The sequence below is a fragment of the Amnibacterium setariae genome (assembly GCF_003581425.1).
In the GTDB taxonomy this organism is placed as follows: Bacteria; Actinomycetota; Actinomycetes; order Actinomycetales; family Microbacteriaceae; genus Amnibacterium; species Amnibacterium setariae.
Window position 1 is genome coordinate 269,583 of sequence record NZ_QXTG01000001.1, and the last position, 19,263, is coordinate 288,845.

The window sequence follows — 19,263 nt, forward strand, 5'->3', positions numbered from 1 at the left end:
ATCGACGAGAAGTGCACGGATCCCGTACCCATTTCGTGTCACGGCGAGCGGATCCGAAGAGCGAAGGCCCCCGATCGCGGGGTCAGCCGAGCGCGGTGAGCGAGACGTGCGCGGCGCGGGCGACCACGATCACGATCGCGTAGATGCAGTACAGGCCGAGTGCGGCACCGAGGGCGGTCTCCCGCCAGCTGCCCGCGTGGCCGAGCACCGGCACGGCGATGTAGCCGTTCCGCTTCCAGATCGCGTTCAGCACCGGCGTCCGCGCCCAGAGCTTCGGCGGCGTGATCTGCACGGGCCAGGTGGGGGAGGGGACGCCCTCCACGGTGAGCAGGTCGCCCGCGATGTGGGTGAGGAAGCCGAGGCCGACGGCGATCGGGAACCAGGTGGGGTTGTCCGGCGCGAAGACGACCACCGCGGCCGCCGCGAGGACGCCGATGCCCCAGGCCGCGCTCCAGGTGCGCACGAGCTCGCGCGCCTTGACCGCGAAGGCGATCAGCGCGATCGTCGCGATCGCGGGACCGACCGGGGTGGCCCCGAGGCTCGGCACGTCGATCAGGAAGCGCCCGACGAGCACGGCGAGCAGGGTGACGAGCGCGCCGGCCAGGATCGTGTGGAACCCGTGGCGGTGGCCGCCGCTGGCGTCCCCGATCCCGGCGGTCACGAGCCTGCCGACGACGGGCACCGAGTGGGCGATCGTCCCGCTGTGGTGGTCGGCGTCGGGGAGCAGCGCCGCGCCCGCGCACACCACGGCGCCGGACAGCACGCCGGCGGGGGAGAGCGGGTAGGCGTTGGTGCCGAACGACGGCAGCGCCGCGGTCGCCGCGAACCACACGGCTGCGCCGCTCGTCGCGTGGTTGACCCCCATCACGGCGCCCATGCTCCCGCCGGCTCCCGGCCGCGACCCCGCGCCGCGCCGTGGAGCTAGGGGTGCAGGGCGCTGCGCACGGTGGCGACGAAGTCGTCGACGTCCGCCTCCGTGGTGTCCCAGGCGCACATCCACCGGACCTGCCGGTTCGCGCGGTCCCAGTCGTAGAAGCGGTAGCGCTCGCGGACCCGGTCGGCCGCGTCGAGGTCGAGCTCCGCGAACACCGCGTTCGCCTCGGTCGCGTGGCTGAACCCGACGCCCTCGATCTGCTCGAGCCCGGCCCGGAGGCGTGCGGCCATCGCGTTCGCATGCGCGGCCGTGCGCACGCCGAGCCCGTCCTCGAACAGCGCGAGCAGCTGCGCGCTCGCGAAGCGCATCTTGCTCGCGAGCTGCATGTTCAGCTTCCGGAGGAAGTGCAGGCCTGCCACCCGCTCGGGGTCGAGCACGACGATCGCCTCCGCGCCGAGCAGCCCGTTCTTCGTGCCGCCGAGGCTGAGCACGTCCACGCCGGCGTCCTTCGTGAAGGCGGCGAACGGGACGCCGAGGGCCGCAGCGGCGTTCCAGATGCGGGCGCCGTCCATGTGCACGGCCATGTCGCGCTCGTGCGCGAAGTCGGCGACCGCCTTCACCTGCTCGGGCGTGTAGACCGTGCCGAGCTCGGTCGACTGCGTGATCGACACCGCGAGCGGCTGCGGGCGGTGCTCGTCGCCCCAGCCCCACGCCTCCGTCTCGGCGGCGGCCGGGGTGAGGCGGCCGTGCTCCGCCGGGACCACGAGCAGCTTGAGCCCGCTCACCCGCTCCGGGGCGCCGCCCTCGTCGGTGTGGATGTGGGCGGAGCCCGTCGCGATCACGGCGCCCCACCGGGGCAGCATCGCCGTGAGGGCGGTCACGTTCGCGCCGGTGCCGTTGAAGACCGGGAAGACCTCGGCGCGCTCGCCGAACTCCTGCTTGACGACCTCGCCGAGCCGCGCCGTGTAGGCGTCCTCGCCGTACGCGATCTGGTGGCCGCCGTTCGCGTCGGCGATCGCGGCGAGCACCTCGGGCAGCACCCCCGCGTAGTTGTCGGAGGCGAAGGTGCGGCGGTCGGGATCGTGCAGTCTCACGCCCCCATCCTCGCGGGTGCGGCGGGTGCCCCGGTCCGCCGTCGTCCCGCCTCTGGATCACCGTCCCCGGTCCCCGCGATACTGCTCGCCGAGCGAGGAGCGCACATGATCGAGGTCGAGGGGCTGACGAAGACCTTCCCGTCCCGGCGGGGCCGGGAGCGGGTCGAGGTGACGGCGGTCGACGGCGTCGACCTCGCCGTCGCCGAGGGGGAGATCGTCGGCTTCCTCGGGCCGAACGGCGCGGGCAAGACGACGACCCTGCGGATGCTGACGACGCTGATCCGGCCGACGTCCGGCCGGGCGGTGGTCGCCGGCCACGACGTGGCCGCGGACCCGGTGGGCGTACGGCGCTCCATCGGCTACGTCTCGCAGAGCGGCTCCACCTCCCCGGAGGCCAGGGCGGGGGAGGAGGTCGTCGACCACGGGCAGCTGTACGGCGTCAGCCGCGCCGCCGCGACCGCCCGGGCACGGGAGCTGTTCGCGCAGCTCGAGCTCGACGGGCTGTGGGAGCGGAAGCCGGCGGCGATGAGCGGCGGGCAGCGCCGGCGGCTCGACATCGCCATGGGCCTCGTGCACGACCCGCGCCTCGTCTTCCTGGACGAGCCGACGACGGGGCTCGACCCGCAGGCGCGGGCGAACCTCTGGGAGCACATCGCCGGCCTGCGCTCCGGTCGGGGCATGACCGTCTTCCTCACGACGCACTACCTCGACGAGGCCGACGCGCTCTGCGACCGCATCCTCGTCATCGACCACGGGCGCATCGTCGCCTCGGACACCCCGGACGCGCTGAAGCGGCAGGTCGCGGGCGACCTCGTCGAGCTCGTCGTCGCCGACCCGGCCCGCGTGGACGCCGCTCGAGCGGCGCTCGCCGCCGCCGAGCCCGAGGAGGCGCCCCTGGTGGACGGCACGCGGGTCTCCGCCCGAGTCCGCGGCAGCGCGGCGCGCCTGCCCGCGCTGATCCGCCGCCTCGACGAGGAGGGGGTGGTCCTCGACGGCGTCGAGGTGCGACGCCCCACCCTCGACGACGTCTTCCTCACCGTGACCGGCCGCTCGCTCCGAGAGGACGCCTGATGCTCTTCCTCCGCCAGACCTTCATCGTCTTCCGGCGCCAGCTGCGGATCGCGCTCCGCAACCCGGCGTGGGTCATCATCGGCCTGGTCCAGCCGATCCTCTACCTCGCGCTGTTCGGGCCGCTGCTCGTGCCGCTCGCCGGCACGTTCGGCGCCGACAACGCGTACACGCTGTTCGTGCCCGGCCTGCTGGTGCAGCTCGGCCTCTTCGGCACGCTGTTCGCCGGCTTCGGCCTCGTCGCGGAGTGGCGCGCAGGCGTGATCGAGGCGGAGCGGGTGACGCCGGCCTCCCGCACCGCGCTGCTCTTCGGCCGGGTCGCGCTGAACGCGGTGCAGCTGCTCGTGCAGTCGATCGTGCTGGTCCTGCTCAGCTTCCTGTTCGGGCTGCAGGCCTCCGCCGGCGGCATCGTGTTCGGCATCGCGCTCACCGTGCTGCTCGGCGCCGCGTGCGCCTGCTTCTCCGACGCGGTCGGCCTGCTGTCGAAGAGCGAGAACGTGCTCGCGCCGCTGCTGAACAGCGTCTCGCTGCCCGTGCTGCTGCTCTCCGGCATCCTGCTGCCGATCACGCAGCCGCAGTGGCTGCAGACGGTCGCCGACGTCGTGCCGACGAAGCACATCGTCGACGGCATCCGCGCCGTCTTCACCGGCACGTTCGACTCGACCGTGTGGTGGGGCTCGTTCTGGGCGGTCGTGGTCTTCGCCGCCGCCGCGATCTGGGGGACCCGGGTCTTCCGGCGCGAGAACGCCTGACGGACCTGGGGATCCCCTCCCGGTTCGGGGCGCAGGACCGCGCCGATGCCCGGAACGGCGCGCGAGGGGCGGGCTCAGGAGAGCCTTCCCTACCTGGTGCGGCGTCGGGTCGAGGAGGACAGTTCCGTCATGACGATCACGCGGCTCCCCTCGGTGCACGACTGCTCGGCGACGGGCTGTTCCTACAACCACGACGCCGGCTGCCACGCCGGTGCCATCACGATCGGCGGCGACCACGCGCAGTGCGGCACGTTCGTCCAGATCTCGTTCCGCGCCGGCCTGGAGCGGACGGGCGTCGTGGGCGCCTGCCACCGCACCGACTGCAGCCACAACGACCACCTCGAGTGCGCCGCCTCCGCGGTGCAGGTGGGCGGGAGGGCCGGCGACCCGGCCGACTGCCTCACCTACGCCCCCGCCTGATCCCGTTCTGAAGGAGTTCTCGCACCGAGCGCGCGAGAACTCCTTCAGAACGGAAGAACGTCAGGCGTCGGCGCCCGTGATGCCCGCCGTCGACTCGATGGTGGGGCGGAGCTTCTTGCCCAGGGCCTCGTAGAACATCGACAGCGGGAACTCGTCGTCGAGCACCGCGTCGGTGAACCCCTTCGGCGCGCCGGCGAGGATCTCGTCCGGCAGGCCGCGCGCCCAGCGCGAGGCCGGGTTCGGGGTCAGCGTCGCCCGGACCAGGTCGTAGGCCGCCAGCCAGTGCGCGGTCTTCGGCCGGTCGATCGACGCCCAGTAGAGCTCGTTGATCGCGTCCGACAGCGCGACGACCGTGTCCGGCAGCTGCTCCCAGTCGATGGCGAGGCTCGTGTCGGTCCAGTGCAGCACGTGGTGCTGGTGCAGCCACGCGAACAGCAGCTGACCGCCGAGCCCGTCGTAGTTGCGCACCCGGGAGCCGGTCAGCGGGAAGCGGAAGATCCGGTCGAAGAGGATCGCGTACTGCGCGAGCGCCGCGTGCTCCCGGGTCGTCGCGTCGGTGTCCTCCGCGCGGACCAGCCGCACGGCCTCGCGGAACGCGGTGAGGTCGCAGCGCAGCTCCTCCAGCGAGTAGAGGAAGTACGGCATCCGCTGCTTGATCATGAACGGGTCGAACGGCAGGTCGCCCCGCATGTGGGTGCGGTCGTGGATGAGGTCCCAGAGCACGAAGGTGCGCTCGGTGAGGGCCTGGTCGTCGAGCAGGCGCCGCGCGTCCTCCGGCAGGTCGAGCTTGGTGATCGCGGCGGCCTCGCGGAGCACGCGGCGGAACCGCGCCGCCTCCCGGTCCTGGAGGATCGCGCCCCAGGTGAAGGGGATGAGCTCCTTCATCGCGACCGTCTCGGGGAAGAGCACCGCGGAGTCGGTGTCGTAGCCGCCCGTGAAGTCGACGAAGCGGATCGGCACGAAGAGCGCGTTCGTGTAGTGCTCGCGCTCGAGGTCGGCGATGAAGTCCGGCCAGATCACGTCGACGAGCAGGGCCTCGAGCAGCCGGTCCGGCGAGCCGTTCTGCGTCGTCATCGGGAAGACGACGAGGTGGCGCAGGCCGTCGACCCGGTCGCGCTGGGGGTGGAAGGCGCCGAGGGAGGCGCGGAAGTCGGGCACGTCGACGCCGCTCGCCGCCCATGCCGCGAGGTCCTCGTCGAGCGCCGCGAGGTAGGCGGCGTCGTGCGGGAACGCGGGTGCGAGCTCCCGGACGGCGGCGCGGACCTCGTCGAGGAGGCGCAGCGCCTCGTCCCGGTCGGCGCCCTCCGCGAGGGCCCCGTCCTTCTGCTGCAGCGGCCGGAACGCGGTGACGGCGGCCTCCAGGCGGCGCCATCCGGCGGACTCGGCGGTCACGGACGGGCGGGTCGTCTCGAGCAGCGACATGGAGCGCCTCCTTCGTACCCGCCGAAGCTACGGCGCGCGCCGCGCCGGTTCCGTGCGCAGGACGTGCACGGATGTGCCGCTCGCGCACGATCGTTGCGTGGCGCCCCTACGAGGACGGGACGGAGCCGAACACGAGCGCAGCGCCGCCGGCCCAGACGAGGACGGCCACCACGAGGCCGACGAGCGGCGCCCAGAAGGCGAGGCGGGCGCGCACGATCCGCACGACGAGCGCGACGATCGTCGCCACCGCGACGACGGCGGGGCCGATCATCGCGACGAGCACCCCGACGGTGAGCCGTCCTGTGCTGCAGGTCACCGAGGCCCCGCAGGAGTCGCTCGCCATCACGAGGAACGCGCCCGCGAACCCCAGGACCGCGGCGGCGGCGAGGAGCAGGACCGCCAGGACGATCGCGAGCACGAGGTCCCAGGTGCGGCGCGTGCCGCCGGACCGCGCGGGGACCGCGGGCGCCGTCATGGCGCACACCGTACTTCAGCCGCGGACCTGAGCGCCGCCTGGATGTTCGAGGGCTCCGCTGGACATGGGTCGTCCGGAGAGGAGTACGCTGCCTAAACCGGTTCAGTGACGACGGGAGGTGGACGATGACCGCGAAGCCGACGATCGCCGACGTCGCCAGGGCGGCCGGCGTGAGCAAGGGGCTCGTCTCCTTCGCCCTCAACGACCGGCCCGGCGTGGCCCCCGGCACGAAGCAGCGCATCCTCGAGGTCGCCGCCGAGCTCGGCTGGCGGCCCAGCGTGCAGGGCCGCTCGCTCTCGACGCGCCTCGCCTACTCGATCGGTCTCGTCATCGCCCGCGACGCGGACCTCGTCGCCGCGGAACCCTTCTACCCGCCGTTCCTCGCCGGGGCCGAGCGGGTGCTGGTCGCCGCCGGGCGCACCCTCACCCTCTCGGTGCTCGGCCCCGAACGGGACGAGGAGGCGCACTACCGCGCGCTCGCCGCGGACCGCCGGGTCGACGGCGTCATCGTCGGCGACCTCCGGCCCGAGGACCCGCGCCTCGACCTCCTCGCCGAGCTCGGTCTGCCGGCCGTGACCCTCGGCCGCACCGGCGACCCCCGCTTCCCCGCCGTGCTGCTCGACGACGCGGCCGGCGTCGTCGCGACGGCTCGCCACCTCGTCGAGCTCGGGCACCGGCGGATCGCGCTCGTCGCCGGGCCTCGGGACCTGGTGCACGGCGCCCGCCGCGCCGACGCGTTCCGCGCGGCGCTCGCCGAGTCGGGGCTCGCCCCGGCCGCCGTGATCGAGACCGACTTCACCCCGCTCGCGGCCGCGACGGCCACGCGCGGGCTGCTGGACGCCGATCCGCCCACCGCGATCGTCTACGGCAACGACGTCGCGGCGGCAGCGGGCATCAGCGTCATCCGCGAGCGCGGGCTCGACGTCCCCCGGGACGTCGCGATCTGCGGCTTCGACGACGCCGAGCTGGCCCGCTGGACCGTCCCGGCGCTCACCTCCGTGACCACCGACCCCGCCCGCTGGGGTGCGGCGGCCGCGACCGCGCTCCTCGACCTGCTCGCCGGCGAGCAGGTCGAGGACATCGACCTCGGGCCCGCTCGGCTCGTCGTCCGCTCGTCGACGGGCCCCGCGCCCGCCGGGCAGGACGCGCCGCAGCGGGACCCGCGATGAGGAAGGAATACCCGTGCACCATCCCCGCAGGGCGCGCAGCATCGGTGCTGCCGTCGTCGCGGCCGCGCTCGCCGTGGGCCTCTCGGCCTGCGGTCAGGGCGGAGCCGCGAACCCGAGCCTGACGTCCAAGGGCCCGATCACCATCTGGTACTCGAACAACGAGCAGGAGGTGGCCTGGGGCAAGCAGATGGTCGCCGCCTGGAACCGCGACCACCCGGACGAGAAGGTGACCGCGCAGGAGATCCCCGCCGGCCGCACCAGCGAGTCGGTCATCTCCGCGGCCATCACGGCGGGGAACGCCCCGTGCCTCGTGCTGAACACCGCGCCGTTCGCGGCCGGCCAGTTCGAGAAGCAGGGTGGTCTCGTCGACCTGTCGAAGTTCCCGGACGGGAACTCCTACATCGAGGGACGCAGCGGCGACCTCGCGAAGCAGTACCGCTCGAGCGTCGACGGCGACTACTACCAGCTGCCCTGGAAGTCGAACCCCGTCGTGATCTTCTACAACAAGAAGGTCTTCGCGAAGGCGGGCATCGACACGAAGGACCCGGGCCTCGGCACCTACGCCGGGTTCCTCGCCGCCGCGCGGAAGGTCGTGAAGACCGGCGCGGCGAAGGTCGCGATCCAGCCCGCGCCGACCAGCGAGTTCTTCCAGATGGACACGGACTTCTACCCGCTCTACGTCGCGGCGAGCGGCGGGACCCCGCTGGTCCAGGACGGCAAGGCGACCTTCAACGACAAGACCGGCGACGAGGTCGCGAACTTCTGGCGGACGCTCTACCGGGAGGGGCTGTCGAGCCCCGAGCAGTACCAGGGCGACGCCTTCGCGGACGGCTACGCGGCCATGGCGATCGTCGGCCCGTGGGCGGTCAGCTACTACAAGGACGTCGACTGGGGCGCGGTCACGGTGCCGACGCCGAACGGGACGCCGGCCGACGAGATCCACACCTTCAGCGACGCGAAGAACATCGGCATGTACACGGCCTGCCAGCACAAGGGCACGGCGTGGGACGTCCTGAAGTTCGCGACGAGCGAGGACCAGGACGCGAAGTTCCTCGACACGACCGGTCAGATGCCCATCCGCCCCGACCTCGCGTCGACCTACCGCGACTACTTCGCGAAGCACCCGCAGTACGAGCTCTTCGGGTCGCTCGCGACCCGGACGGTGGAGGTGCCCGCGGGGCCCAACACCGTGCAGGAGATGCAGACGTTCCGGAACGCGTGGACGTCGTCCGTGATCTTCGGCGGGAAGGACCCGGCGCAGGCCCTCGACGACGCCGCAGCCACCATCGACACCCTGGAGCAGCAGCCGTGACCGCCGTGACGACGCCCGCCGCACCGACCCCGGTCGAGCAGATCGACCGGCGCAACCCGAACGACCGCCTCCGGCACCGGATCCTCGGCCGGAACCCGCTCGGGCTCCTGTTCAGCGCCCCGTACCTCGTCTTCGTCGTGGCGGTCTTCGCCTCCCCGGTGATCTACGCGGTGTGGATCGCGTTCCACGACTTCTTCTTCGCCGCCCCCGGCGCGGACGTCTCGTACCCCTTCGTCGGGTTCGCGAACTTCGTCTACGCGTTCTCGAACGCGCAGGTGATCCAGTCGTTCGGCAACGTCGGGGTGTTCCTGCTGATCAACGTGCCGCTCACCGTGGTGCTCTCGCTGCTGCTCGCGGCGGCGCTGAACCGGGTGATCCACCTGCGGGTGTTCCTGCGGATCAGCTTCTACGTGCCGTACATCACCGCGTCGGTGGCGCTGGTCGGCGTGTGGCTGTTCCTGTTCGGCGGCGACGGGCTCGTGAACAACCTGCTCGGGCCGCTCGCGCCGAACCCGTCGTGGCTCGTGAACCAGTCGCTCGCGATGCCCGTCATCGCGGTCTACGTGACCTGGAAGCAGCTCGGGTTCTACATCCTGCTGTACCTCGCCGCGCTGCAGAACGTGCCGCGGGAGCTCTACGAGCAGGCGTCGACGGACGGCGCCGGCGCGGTCCGGCAGTTCTGGTCCGTCACCGTGCCGGGCGTGCGGCCCGCGACGCTGCTCGTGCTGCTCGTCTCGACCGTGACCGGGGCGAACCTCTTCACCGAGCCGTACCTGCTCACCGGCGGCGGCCCGAACGGGGCGTCGAACACCCCCGTGTACCTGATGTACCAGCTCGGCGTGGAGCAGGGGCTCCCGGACGTCGCGAGCGCGATCGGCATCGTGCTCGTCATCGGCGTCCTGATCATCGCCTGGCTGCAGAACCGGTTCGCCGGAGGGAGGGACTGATGACGATCCAGCAGGCCCAGGAGGCCGCGCCCGCGGAGGGCGCGCGCACCACGAGCCGCCCGGCCGGGCGGCGGTCGAAGGGGTGGACGCGGACGCAGTCCGTGCTCCGCGGGGTGGTGCTCGGCATCGGTGCCGTGGCCTTCCTCTTCCCCTTCTACTACATGGTCATCGGCTCGCTGCAGAAGAAGCCGAACCAGACGCTGTCCGGGCTGATCCCCGATCCGTCGAACCTCACGCTCGACAACTTCGGCGCGGTGAACAGTCGCATCAGCCTGCTGTCCGGCCTCCTCAACTCGGGGCTGTTCACGGGCGGGGTGCTGCTGTGCACCCTCGTGTTCGGGGTGCTCGTCGGGTACGCGCTCGCCGTCCTCGAGTGGCGCGGCCGCGGCGTCACCTTCGCGATCGTGCTGCTGGTGCAGGTGATCCCGTTCCAGCTGCTCCAGATCCCGCTGTACGTCCTCGTCGCGCGGAACTACGGCCTGGCGGACAACGTGCTCGGCATGATCCTGCCGTTCGCGATCAACTCGACCGCCGTCATCCTGTTCCGGCAGTACTTCCTGCAGGTGCCGCGCGAGCTGTTCGAGGCCGCCCGCATCGACGGCGCGCGCGAGCTGCGGCTGCTGTGGAGCGTCGCGATCCCGCTCGTGCGGCCGGCGCTCGTGACCGGCGTGCTGCTCACCTTCATCGGCCCGTGGAACGAGTTCCTCTGGCCGTTCCTGATCACGAAGCAGGCGGACCGGCAGCCGCTGGCCGTCTCCCTCGCGAACTACATCACCTCGGTCGCCTCGTCGACCGCCAACCCGTTCGGCGCCGTCACCGCCGGCGCGCTCGTGCTCGCCGTGCCCGTCGTCGTCCTGTTCATCGTGTTCCAGCGCTACTTCGTCTCGAGCGACCTCGGCTCGGGCGTGAAGGGATGAGCCCCGTGACCTCCTCCACCACCCGCACCGACGTCGGCTACCGCCTCGAGCGCGTCGGGCTCGTCATGGAGCCCGAGCCCGGCAACGACCTCGAGTTCGAGGGCGTGCTGAACCCGGCGTCGGGCCGCGGCTCCGACGGCGAGCTCTACCTGCTGCCGCGCGTCGTCGCCGCGGGCAACGTGTCCCGGATCGGGCTGGCCCGCGTGCTCGTCGAGGGCGGCGTGCCCGTCGGCGTCGAGCGGCAGGGCGTGGTGCTCGAGCCCGACCGGCAGTGGGAGCGCGGCGCGACCCACGCCGGCGTCGAGGACCCGCGGACCACGTGGTTCGCCGACCTCGGCCTGCACGTGATGACCTACGTCGCCTACGGCCCCCTCGGCCCGCGCACCGCGATCGCGGTGTCGGAGGACCTGCGGTCGTGGGAGCGGCTCGGGCCCGTGACCTTCGCCTACGACGACGCGCTCGACGCGGACCTCGGCCTCGTGTTCAACAAGGACACGGTGTTCTTCCCCGAGCCCGTGACGTCGCCGGACGGCGTCCGCTGCTACGCGGTGCTGCACCGGCCGATGTGGAACGTGGGGGAGACCGTGCCCGGGGAGGCGCCCCAGGTGCCCGCCGGGCTGCCGGACGCCCGCGAGAGCATCTGGATCGGCTACGTGCCCGTCGACGACGTCGCCCGCGACCTGTCGCAGCTGACGCGCTGGACGCGCAACCGGTTCCTCGCCGGCCCCGAGTTCCCGTACGAGGAGCTGAAGATCGGCGGCGGTCCCGCGCCGTACCGGGTGCCGGAGGGGTGGCTGCTGCTGCACCACGGCGTCACCGGGCGGATCGACTCCGCCTTCGCGCAGCAGAAGCACGTCAACTACGCCGCCGGGATGATGCTGCTCGACGGCGACGACCCCTCCCGCGTGCTCGCCCGGACGCCCGTGCCCGTGCTGACCGCGGAGACGGAGTGGGAGAAGTCGGGCATCGTCCCGAACGTCGTGTTCCCCACCGCGATCGAGGAGATCGACGGGCAACCGTTCGTCTTCTACGGCATGGCCGACACGAAGATCGGCGCCGCGAAGCTGCTCAAGGCCTGATCCGTCTTGAAGGAACTTCCGGGCATCCGGCGCGGAAGTTCCTTCAAAACGGAACCGAACGAAGGAGTTCATGCGTGTTGAAGCATCTACTCGCGCCCGTCGCCGCCGGCGCCCTGGTCCTGTCGGCGCTCGTCGCCGCGCCCGCCGAGGCCGAACCGGCTCCCGCCGCGGGCGCCCGGCTCACGAACACCGCCCACCTCGACCTCCTGCTCCAGGAGGTCCGGCCGCCCGCGGCCGCCGGGCACTCGACCTACGGCTCGGCCGCCGTCGAGCTGCCCTGGACCTACGCCGACCGGAACGACGACGGGTCCTACCGCCGCGTCGGCGGCGGCACCTACGACGCCGCGACGAACACCTACGGGCAGGGCGCGTTCAACACCGACGACGTCGCCCGCGCGGCGGTCGTCTACCTGCGCGACTGGCGGCAGACGGGCAGCGCGGCGAGCCGCGAGCACGCCGAGGCCGTGCTCCGCGGGCTCGCCGTCTTCCAGACGACGACCGGCCCGCACGCCGGGAACCCCGTGCTGTGGATGCAGCCGGACGGCACGCTGAACCCGAGCGCGGACCCGGTCGAGCTGCCCGACCCGAGCGACTCCGGCCCGAGCTACTGGCTCGCCCGCACGATCTGGGCGTACGGCGAGGGCTACGCGGCCTTCCGGCACAGCGATCCGGGCTTCGCCCGCTTCCTCCAGGGGCGGCTCCGTCTCGCCGTCCGCGCGCTCGACCGCGAGACCCTGCGCACGGGGGCAGCGACCGAGACCGCCGACGGCGTCCGGGTGCCCGGCCGGCTGATCGTCGACGACGCGGGTGCGAGCGCGGAGGCCGTGCTGGGCCTCGCCGCCTACACGGCGGCGGCACCGCGCGACGCCGCTCCCCGTCGGGCGCTCACCGCGCTCGCCGGGTCGATCGAGCGGCTCGCGGCCACCACGCCGCAGACCGCCTCCTGGCCGTACGGCGCGATCCTGCCGTCCGCGGCGTCGCGGACGAGCTGGCACGCGTGGGCGTCGCAGACGAGCGCCGCGCTCGCCGCCGCCGCCTCCGCGATGCACCGCCCCGCGCTGCTGCGGCCGGCCGTGCGCGACACCGCCGGGTTCGAGCCCGACCTGCTCGCCGCGGGCGGCGCCGACAACCTGCTCGGTCCGACGCCGAGCGACCGCACCCAGATCGCCTACGGCGTCGACTCCCGCGTCCAGGGGCTCCTCGCGGTCGCCGACCGCACCGGGTCCCGCGGTGTGCGCGACCTCGCCGCGCTCCAGGCCGCCTGGTTCTTCGGCGCGAACGCGAGCGGCGCCCCGGTCTACGACCGCGCGACCGGCGTCACCTTCGACGGCGTGCAGGCGGACGGGACCATCAACCGGAACAGCGGCGCGGAGAGCACGATCCACGGCCTGCTCACGATGCTCGCGCTCGACGCGCACCCTGCGGTCCGGAAGGCGGCCGTCGCCGTCCACGGGCTCGGCGCCCGCGACGGCCTCCGCGTCGTCGAGGCGGAGACCGCCGCGACGACCGGCTCGGTGTTCACGCCGGACCCCGCCTCCACCGCGGAGTCGGCGTGGAGCGGCACCGGTCTGCGGCTCGACCCGGGCGAGACGGCGACGTTCCGCCTCGGACGCGGCGTCCACGAGGTCGAGGCCGTCGTGCAGCAGGTCGAGCGCGGCACCGGGACGGCGCCGGTCTCGCGGTGGAGCGGCGGCGGGGTCCGGCGCACCCTCACCTCGACGGTCGGCGCGCAGGGGATCACCGCGACGTCCGGGGCGCTCGCGCCGCAGACGATCGGCACCGTGCGCGGCGACGTGCTCACGGTGCGCGCCGTGACCGGCGCGGTGCGGATCGACGCCCTGCTCGTCCGGCCCGAGGTGCAGCGGATCGCCTTCTCGGGCGGCCCGACGCTGCTCGTGGACGCCGGGCACGGCGGCGCGGCAGCGGTCGCCCGCGGCGACCGGGTCGAGCGGTACCGGGCCGACGGGTCGTCCGCGGGCGCGGTCGTCGCGCGATCCGGCCGCGTCGCGCTGCCGAAGGGCGGCTTCGCCCTGGTCCGCTGAGCCGGACGCGCTGCCCGCCCCTTCGTCTCGTCGGCACCCTTCGCCTGCAGAACGAAGGGGCGGAGGGGCGGCGGGCTAGGAGGCGGCGTCGAGGACCAGGGGCAGCTTCGGGCCGCAGGCCGCGACGAGCAGCTCGTGCGCCTCGGGCGAGGTGGCGTCGAGCACGGGCAGGTCGACCGCGAGGAGCACGCTGAGCAGCATCCCGCGCCCGAGGAAGTCGCGCGCCCGGTCCACGTCGAAGCCCGCCTCCTCGCGGAGGAAGCGCCAGATCTCGAGGTAGCCCTCGCGCGCAGCGGCGCCGATGACCGGCTCGGCGCCCTGCACGAAGCCCTGCAGCAGCGAGAGGTGCACGCCGCGCTCGCGGGCCAGGTCGACGTAGCGGTCGCCGAGGACGACGAAGAGGTGCTCAGCGGGGGAGTCCGACGCCCGGTCCTCGGCGATCGCGGCCCGGAACGCGGCCAGCAGCTCGGTCTTCGCCTGGTCGAGGACGGCGAGGAAGAGCGCCTCCTTCGACCCGAACAGGCGCACGACGTAGGGCTGGCTGATGCCGGCGGCGCGAGCGACCTGATCCGTGGTCGCGCCGGCGTAGCCGCGCCGCCCGAACACCTGTGCCGCGGCACGCAGGATCGACTCGCGCCGCTCGTCCGCGGTGCGCCGGCCGTCGTCGTGCTGGACCATGTTGACATGTTATCAGTTGATTACTACTGTCTGTTGTAATCATTCGATTACAACGGAAGGACCGAGATGCGCCGCACCCCGCTCTGGCTGGCCGTCCTGGCCGCCGGCGTGCCCATGTTCATGGCCACGCTCGACAACCTCGTCGTCACCACCGCCCTGCCAGCCATCCACGCCGACCTCGGGGCGGACATCGAGGGCCTGCAGTGGATCACCAACGCGTACACGCTGGCGTTCGCCTCCCTGATGCTGTTCGCGGTGGGGCTCGGCGACCGCTTCGGCCGCCGCCGGGTCTTCGTGCTCGGCATCGGCGTCTTCGCCCTCGCCTCCGCCGCCTGCGCGCTCGCGGGGGACGAGTCGGTGCTCATCGCGGCGCGGACGGTCCAGGGCGCCGGCGCGGCGCTGACGATGCCGCTCTCGCTCCCGCTCCTCGTCAGCGCGGTGCCCGACCGCCTCCGCGCGGTCGCCATCGGCATCTGGGGCGGCATCGCCGGGCTCGGCGTCGCCCTCGGCCCGGTCATCGGCGGCGCGGTCGTCGACGGCTGGAGCTGGTCCGGGATCTTCTGGCTCAACGTCCCGGTCGCGGTCGTCGCGGTGCCGCTCGCCCTCGTCGCACTGCCCCGCGCCGCCGGCGTCCGGGTGCGCTTCGACGTCGCCGGCGTCGTGCTCGCCTCGCTCGGCGTCGTCGCCCTGGTATTCGGCATCGTGCGCGGCAACGACGCGGGCTGGGGCAGCGCGGAGGTGCTCGGCGCGCTCGCCCTCGGCGTCGCCGGGCTGATCGCCTTCGTCGTCCGGGAGTCGCGCGCCGCCGCGCCGCTGCTGCCGCTGCGCCTCTTCCGCGACCGCGGGTTCGCGGTCGCGAACGTCGTCGCGCTGATCTTCAGCCTCGGCGCGTTCGGCGCGGTCTTCCTCCTGGCCCAGTTCCTGCAGATCGTGCAGGGGCGCACGCCGTTCGAGGCCGGGCTCATGACGCTGCCGTGGACGGCGATGCCGCTCGTGATCGCGCCGCTCAGCGGCCTGGTCGCGCCGCGGGTCGGCACCCGGCAGCTGATCGTCACCGGCCTCGTGCTGCTCGCGGCGGGGATCGGCTGGCTCGGCGTCGTGCTCGGCGGCGATCCCTCCTACGGCGTGCAGCTGCCCGGGTACGTCGCCGCCGGCCTGGGCATGGGGCTGGTCTTCTCGCCGCTGTCGAACGCGGTGCTCGCCGGCGTCGCACCCGCCGACCACGCAAAGGCGAACGGCGCGAACTCGACGCTGCGGGAGATCGGCGTGGCGCTCGGCATCGCCGTCCTGACGGCCGTGTTCACGGGTGCGGGCGGCACGCTCACCCCCGCCGGGTTCGCGGACGCGGCCCAGCCGGCGGTGCTCGTGGGCGCGGGCGTCGTCGCGGCGGGCGCGGTGCTCGCCCTGCTGCTCCCCTCCGGCCGGGTGCGCGCCGCTGCGGCCACGCCCGAGGCGCGGCTCGCGGTGGCGGAGCCGATCGCGGTCTGACCGCCGCCCCCAGGGGTCTCGTCGGCGCCGCGCGCCGCCGGGGCCCCGCCGTCGTCCGGGAGGATGGCGGGATGACGGGGGTGCTCGAGGGGTTCGCGGTCATCGCGGTCGTGGTCCTCGTCGGGTACCTGCTCGGCCGGTTCGACGTGCTCGGCTCCGGCGCCCGCCTGGTGCTCAACCGCTACGTCTTCTTCGTCGCCGCCCCGGCGCTGCTGTTCACGGTGATCGCCACGGCCGACACCGCCGTGCTGTTCTCGCCGATCCTGCTCGTCGCGGCGGTCTCCGCGCTCGGGGTGGCGCTCGTCTACGTGCTCGTCGCGCGGTTCGTCTGGCACCGGTCGCTCGGGCCGATCACGGTCGGCGCGATGAGCTCCGGCTACGTCAACGCCAACAACATCGGCCTGCCGGTCGCCGTCTACCTGCTCGGGAACGCGGCGTACACCGCGCCGATCATCCTGCTGCAGCTGATGGTGCTGGCGCCCACCGGTCTGGTGCTGCTCGACGCGGCGACGCACGAGGGCCGGAGGACCGTGCTCGGCACGGTCCTGACCTCGCTGAAGAACCCGCTGATCATCGCCTCGGTGCTCGGCACGGTCGTCGCGCTGACCCGGTTCGAGGTGCCGTCGCTCGTGCTCGAGCCGCTGAAGCTGCTCAGCGGCGCCTCCGTCCCGCTCATGCTCACGGCGTTCGGGCTGTCGCTCTTCGGCGCCCGGCCGCTCGCGGCGGGGGAGGGGCGCGCCGACGTGCTGCTCGCCTCCGCGCTGAAGTCGATCGGCATGCCGATCCTCGCGTGGACGGTCGGGTCGTTCGTGTTCCGGATGCCCCCCGAGCAGCTGCACGCGTCCGTGGTGCTCGCCGGCCTGCCGACGGCGCAGAACGTGCTGAACTTCGCGAGCCGCTACGGCACGGGCACGCCGATCGCCCGCGACGCCGGGCTCATCACCACCGTCGCCGCGGTGCCCGTGCTGCTCGTCGTCTCCCTCCTGCTCGTGCCCTGACCATCGGCGATGCGTGAACCCCCTCGACTTGGAAGTTCACTGAGCGGCCACTGAGACGGCATACCCTGACGCTCCGGCCGGTTCCCGGTCGAAGGAGGGAGATCCCCATGACCGCCATCGACGTGCCCGCCGTCACCCCCGCACCGCTGCCCGTCCTCACCGCCGACACCCTGGTGCCCGCGGAGCAGCCCACGCTCTACTTCCTCGGCGTCTCCACCGGCTCCTCGTCGATCCAGCGGGTCTTCCCCGCCTGGGCCGCGGAGCTCGGGCTCGACGACGCCGTGCTGCGGGGCATCGACCTGCCGGTCGGCGCGCCGGCCGAGCACACGCGCCGCATCGTCGAGTTCCTGCGCCAGGACGCCCTCGGCGTCGGGATGCAGATCACGAGCCACAAGATCAGCGTCGGCACCGCCGCGCGCGACCTGTTCGCGCAGCTCCGCCCGCTCGCCACGCTCATGGGCGAGGTGAGCTGCGTCACGAAGGGGCCGGACGGCCTGCACGGCTTCGCGAAGGACCCGGTCGCAGGCGCGCTGGCGCTCGACGCGATCGTGCCCCCGGGCGCGTGGGCCGAGCGGCGCGCGAACGCCGTCGTGCTCGGTGCCGGCGGTGCGGGGACGGCCCTCACCTGGTGCCTGGTTCGCCAGGAGCGGGGCGAGGACCGGCCCGCGACCCTGGTCGTGACCGACCGCAGCCGGGAGCGCCTCGACCACCTCGCGTCCATCGCCCGGCAGGTCGGTCCCGACGTGCCGCTCGAGCTCGTCCAGGTGGGCTCGACCGACGACACGGACGCCGTGCTCGCCGCCCAGCCGGCGGGCTCGCTCGTCGTCAACGCGACCGGGCTCGGCAAGGACCTGCCCGGCTCGCCGATCGGCGAGGACGCGCTGCTGCCCGAGGGCGCCACCGCGTGGGACCTCAACTACCGCGGCGACCTCCGCTTCCTCGACACCGCGCTGCGGCAGGCGGGGGAGCGGTCGATCCGCGTGGAGGACGGCTGGACCTACTTCGTGCACGGCTGGCTGCAGGCCGTCAAGGAGGTCTTCCAGGTCGACGTCCCGACCTCCGGCCCGGCGTTCGACCGCCTCAGCGACATCGCCCGCAGCGTCCGCTGACCCGGCCTGCCGCAGGTGGTCCGGTCGACCGGATCACCTGCGGATCGCGATCAGTCGCGGAGCCGTGCGCGCACGTGGTCGACGATCGCGTCCGCGGCGGCCTCGACCTGCTCGAGCGTCGCCAGGAAGTCGTCGTGGCCGCCGTACCAGGGGTCCTCGACGTCGAGCGCGGACTCGTCGACCGCGTCGAGCGACGGCGCGGCCGGGTCGAAGGAGCGCCACATCCGCACCTTCCCGGCGTCCGCGTCGGTGGGCGCCTGGGTGCGCAGCCGCCGGGCGTGCTGCGCCGTCATCGGCAGCAGCAGGTCGCGCTCGGCGATGTCGCGGGCGGAGACCTGGTGCGCGGTGCGCCGCGGGACCGGGTAGCCCGCCTCCCGCAGCACCTGGGCCGCACGCGGGTCGATCGGGTTGCCGAGCTCCTCGGAGGAGATCCCGCCGGAGTCGACGACGACGCGGTCGCCCAGCCCGGCGGCCTCGAAGCGGTCGCGCAGCACGACCTCGGCCATCGGCGACCGGCAGATGTTGCCGGTGCAGACCGTCATCACGCGGTACGGCTCGGCCACGGTCAGAAGATCATCGGGCGGTCGTCGTCGAGCGGCGAGTCCGCGTCGAGGTCCACGACCACCGGCACGTGGTCGCTGGGGGCGTCGCCCTTGCGCTCGTCGCGCTCGATCGAGGCGCCCGTGACGAGCTCCTGGAACGCCGGCGACCCGAGCACGAAGTCGATGCGCATGCCCTCGTTGCGCGGGAAGCGCAGCTGCTTGTAGTCCCAGTACGTGTACCCGGTGGGCACGAGCGGCCGGACGACGTCGGCGAGGCCGAGCTCCTCGAAGTGCCGGAACGCGGCGCGCTCCGGCGGCGAGACGTGCGTCGCGCCCTCGAACACCGCGGTGTCCCAGACGTCGGCATCGAGCGGCGCGATGTTCCAGTCGCCCGTCATCGCGAGGGGCTCGCCCTCGTGCTCGGCGAGCCAGCCCCGGGCGACGTCGGCGAGACGCGCGAGCCACTCGAGCTTGTACGGGTAGTGCGGGTTGTCGAGGTCGCGGCCGTTCGGCACGTAGAGGCTCCAGAGCCGCACGCCGTCGCCCACCGTGACCGCCATGGCCCGCGCCTCGAGCGGCAGCGAGCCGTCGGGCAGCGGCTTGCCGAACCCGGGCATGCCGGGGAAGTCGAGCTCGACGTCGGTCAGGCCGATCCGGCTCGCGAAGGCGACGCCGTTCCACTGGGAGAGGCCGTGCGTGGCGACCTCGTACCCCGCCTCCTCGAACGCCTCGTGGGGGAACTGCACGTCGCGGCACTTGATCTCCTGCATCGCGAGCACGTCGACGTCGGCGCGCTGCAGCCAGTCCGTGACGCGGCCGACGCGGGCCCGGATCGAGTTGACGTTCCAGGTGGCGATCCGCACGGGATGCAACGCTA

General features: G+C 73.3%; 19 protein-coding genes. 12 read left to right on the forward strand and 7 right to left on the reverse strand.

What is annotated here, in order from left to right; translation table 11 throughout:
• Window positions 1-82: 82 nt before the first annotated feature.
• Window positions 83-877, reverse strand: a complete 795-nt coding sequence (locus D1781_RS01400; protein ID WP_119480502.1) for a metal-dependent hydrolase — start codon at window positions 875-877, stop codon at window positions 83-85.
• Window positions 878-921: 44 nt separating this feature from the next.
• The gene (locus D1781_RS01405) at window positions 922-1,968 is read right to left on the reverse strand and encodes a threonine aldolase family protein (protein ID WP_119480503.1); all 1,047 of its coding nucleotides are present in this window, start codon (window positions 1,966-1,968) and stop codon (window positions 922-924) included.
• Window positions 1,969-2,073: 105 nt separating this feature from the next.
• Between D1781_RS01405 and D1781_RS01410 the strand changes: the two genes are divergently transcribed.
• The 3 genes from D1781_RS01410 (at window position 2,074) to D1781_RS01420 (ending at window position 4,208) form a co-directional block, all read left to right on the forward strand.
• Window positions 2,074-3,039 carry an ATP-binding cassette domain-containing protein gene (locus D1781_RS01410; RefSeq protein ID WP_119480504.1) on the forward strand — a complete coding sequence of 322 codons (966 nt, stop codon included), beginning with the start codon at window positions 2,074-2,076 and terminating at the stop codon, window positions 3,037-3,039.
• Window positions 3,039-3,788, forward strand: coding sequence for an ABC transporter permease (locus D1781_RS01415; protein ID WP_119480505.1), 750 nt, complete (start codon window positions 3,039-3,041; stop codon window positions 3,786-3,788). The genes D1781_RS01410 and D1781_RS01415 overlap by 1 nt, the downstream gene beginning before the upstream one ends.
• Before the next feature lie 129 nt (window positions 3,789-3,917).
• Window positions 3,918-4,208 (forward strand): DUF1540 domain-containing protein, encoded by a 291-nt coding sequence (locus D1781_RS01420; RefSeq protein ID WP_119481666.1) that lies wholly within the window; start codon window positions 3,918-3,920, stop codon window positions 4,206-4,208.
• 60 nt (window positions 4,209-4,268) lie between these two features.
• Here the strand turns inward: D1781_RS01420 and D1781_RS01425 are convergent, their stop codons facing one another.
• Window positions 4,269-5,630 (reverse strand): DUF6421 family protein, encoded by a 1,362-nt coding sequence (locus D1781_RS01425; protein ID WP_119480506.1) that lies wholly within the window; start codon window positions 5,628-5,630, stop codon window positions 4,269-4,271.
• 106 nt (window positions 5,631-5,736) lie between these two features.
• Entirely contained in the window at window positions 5,737-6,105 is a 369-nt protein-coding gene (locus D1781_RS01430) for a hypothetical protein (RefSeq protein WP_119480507.1), read from the reverse strand.
• A gap of 125 nt (window positions 6,106-6,230) precedes the next feature.
• Here D1781_RS01430 and D1781_RS01435 point away from each other — a divergent pair, with 125 nt between their 5' ends.
• From D1781_RS01435 to D1781_RS01460, 6 genes are all read left to right on the forward strand, one after another.
• Window positions 6,231-7,274 (forward strand): LacI family DNA-binding transcriptional regulator, encoded by a 1,044-nt coding sequence (locus tag D1781_RS01435; protein ID WP_119480508.1) that lies wholly within the window; start codon window positions 6,231-6,233, stop codon window positions 7,272-7,274.
• Between the two features lie 13 nt (window positions 7,275-7,287).
• Window positions 7,288-8,586 carry an extracellular solute-binding protein gene (locus tag D1781_RS01440; protein ID WP_233550907.1) on the forward strand — a complete coding sequence of 433 codons (1,299 nt, stop codon included), beginning with the start codon at window positions 7,288-7,290 and terminating at the stop codon, window positions 8,584-8,586.
• 41 nt (window positions 8,587-8,627) lie between these two features.
• Window positions 8,628-9,533, forward strand: a complete 906-nt coding sequence (locus D1781_RS01445; protein WP_233551099.1) for a carbohydrate ABC transporter permease — start codon at window positions 8,628-8,630, stop codon at window positions 9,531-9,533.
• Complete coding sequence (locus D1781_RS01450) at window positions 9,533-10,450, forward strand: carbohydrate ABC transporter permease (protein ID WP_119480510.1); 918 nt, start codon at window positions 9,533-9,535, stop codon at window positions 10,448-10,450. The genes D1781_RS01445 and D1781_RS01450 overlap by 1 nt, the downstream gene beginning before the upstream one ends.
• Window positions 10,447-11,529 carry a glycoside hydrolase family 130 protein gene (locus D1781_RS01455; RefSeq protein WP_119480511.1) on the forward strand — a complete coding sequence of 361 codons (1,083 nt, stop codon included), beginning with the start codon at window positions 10,447-10,449 and terminating at the stop codon, window positions 11,527-11,529. The genes D1781_RS01450 and D1781_RS01455 overlap by 4 nt, the downstream gene beginning before the upstream one ends.
• Window positions 11,530-11,603: 74 nt before the next feature.
• Window positions 11,604-13,571, forward strand: coding sequence for a hypothetical protein (locus D1781_RS01460; protein ID WP_199706336.1), 1,968 nt, complete (start codon window positions 11,604-11,606; stop codon window positions 13,569-13,571).
• A 75-nt stretch (window positions 13,572-13,646) separates the two neighbouring features.
• Here D1781_RS01460 and D1781_RS01465 read toward each other — a convergent pair whose 3' ends face one another.
• Complete coding sequence (locus D1781_RS01465; protein WP_119480512.1) at window positions 13,647-14,249, reverse strand: TetR/AcrR family transcriptional regulator; 603 nt, start codon at window positions 14,247-14,249, stop codon at window positions 13,647-13,649.
• A gap of 66 nt (window positions 14,250-14,315) precedes the next feature.
• On the opposite strand from D1781_RS01465, the gene D1781_RS01470 reads away from it, so the two are divergent.
• From D1781_RS01470 to D1781_RS01480, 3 genes are all read left to right on the forward strand, one after another.
• Window positions 14,316-15,737, forward strand: a complete 1,422-nt coding sequence (locus D1781_RS01470; protein WP_119480513.1) for a DHA2 family efflux MFS transporter permease subunit — start codon at window positions 14,316-14,318, stop codon at window positions 15,735-15,737.
• 71 nt (window positions 15,738-15,808) lie between these two features.
• A complete protein-coding gene (locus D1781_RS01475; protein ID WP_119480514.1) occupies window positions 15,809-16,735 on the forward strand; it encodes an AEC family transporter in 927 nt (308 codons plus the stop codon).
• Window positions 16,736-16,842: 107 nt separating this feature from the next.
• On the forward strand, window positions 16,843-17,844 hold the full coding sequence (locus D1781_RS01480) for a shikimate dehydrogenase family protein (RefSeq protein ID WP_199706338.1): 1,002 nt from the start codon (window positions 16,843-16,845) through the stop codon (window positions 17,842-17,844).
• A gap of 50 nt (window positions 17,845-17,894) precedes the next feature.
• On the opposite strand, the gene D1781_RS01485 is transcribed toward D1781_RS01480, so the two are convergent.
• Together D1781_RS01485 and D1781_RS01490 are read right to left on the reverse strand one after the other, a co-directional pair.
• Window positions 17,895-18,407, reverse strand: coding sequence for a low molecular weight protein-tyrosine-phosphatase (locus D1781_RS01485; protein ID WP_233550909.1), 513 nt, complete (start codon window positions 18,405-18,407; stop codon window positions 17,895-17,897).
• 2 nt (window positions 18,408-18,409) lie between these two features.
• Window positions 18,410-19,249, reverse strand: coding sequence for an exodeoxyribonuclease III (locus tag D1781_RS01490; protein WP_119480515.1), 840 nt, complete (start codon window positions 19,247-19,249; stop codon window positions 18,410-18,412).
• Between the last annotated feature and the right edge of the window lie 14 nt (window positions 19,250-19,263).

Excerpts from the sequence above, each read along its gene's own strand:
- D1781_RS01400 (WP_119480502.1), bottom strand. The coding sequence starts at position 877 with ATGGGCGCCGTGATGGGGGTCAACCACGCGACGAGCGGCGCAGCCGTG.
- D1781_RS01410 (WP_119480504.1), top strand. The coding sequence starts at position 2,074 with ATGATCGAGGTCGAGGGGCTGACGAAGACCTTCCCGTCCCGGCGGGGC.
- D1781_RS01415 (WP_119480505.1), top strand. The coding sequence starts at position 3,039 with ATGCTCTTCCTCCGCCAGACCTTCATCGTCTTCCGGCGCCAGCTGCGG.
- D1781_RS01420 (WP_119481666.1), top strand. The coding sequence starts at position 3,918 with ATGACGATCACGCGGCTCCCCTCGGTGCACGACTGCTCGGCGACGGGC.
- D1781_RS01425 (WP_119480506.1), bottom strand. The coding sequence starts at position 5,630 with ATGTCGCTGCTCGAGACGACCCGCCCGTCCGTGACCGCCGAGTCCGCC.
- D1781_RS01430 (WP_119480507.1), bottom strand. The coding sequence starts at position 6,105 with ATGACGGCGCCCGCGGTCCCCGCGCGGTCCGGCGGCACGCGCCGCACC.
- D1781_RS01435 (WP_119480508.1), top strand. The coding sequence starts at position 6,231 with ATGACCGCGAAGCCGACGATCGCCGACGTCGCCAGGGCGGCCGGCGTG.
- D1781_RS01450 (WP_119480510.1), top strand. The coding sequence starts at position 9,533 with ATGACGATCCAGCAGGCCCAGGAGGCCGCGCCCGCGGAGGGCGCGCGC.
- D1781_RS01455 (WP_119480511.1), top strand. The coding sequence starts at position 10,447 with ATGAGCCCCGTGACCTCCTCCACCACCCGCACCGACGTCGGCTACCGC.
- D1781_RS01465 (WP_119480512.1), bottom strand. The coding sequence starts at position 14,249 with ATGGTCCAGCACGACGACGGCCGGCGCACCGCGGACGAGCGGCGCGAG.
- D1781_RS01470 (WP_119480513.1), top strand. The coding sequence starts at position 14,316 with ATGCGCCGCACCCCGCTCTGGCTGGCCGTCCTGGCCGCCGGCGTGCCC.
- D1781_RS01475 (WP_119480514.1), top strand. The coding sequence starts at position 15,809 with ATGACGGGGGTGCTCGAGGGGTTCGCGGTCATCGCGGTCGTGGTCCTC.
- D1781_RS01480 (WP_199706338.1), top strand. The coding sequence starts at position 16,843 with ATGACCGCCATCGACGTGCCCGCCGTCACCCCCGCACCGCTGCCCGTC.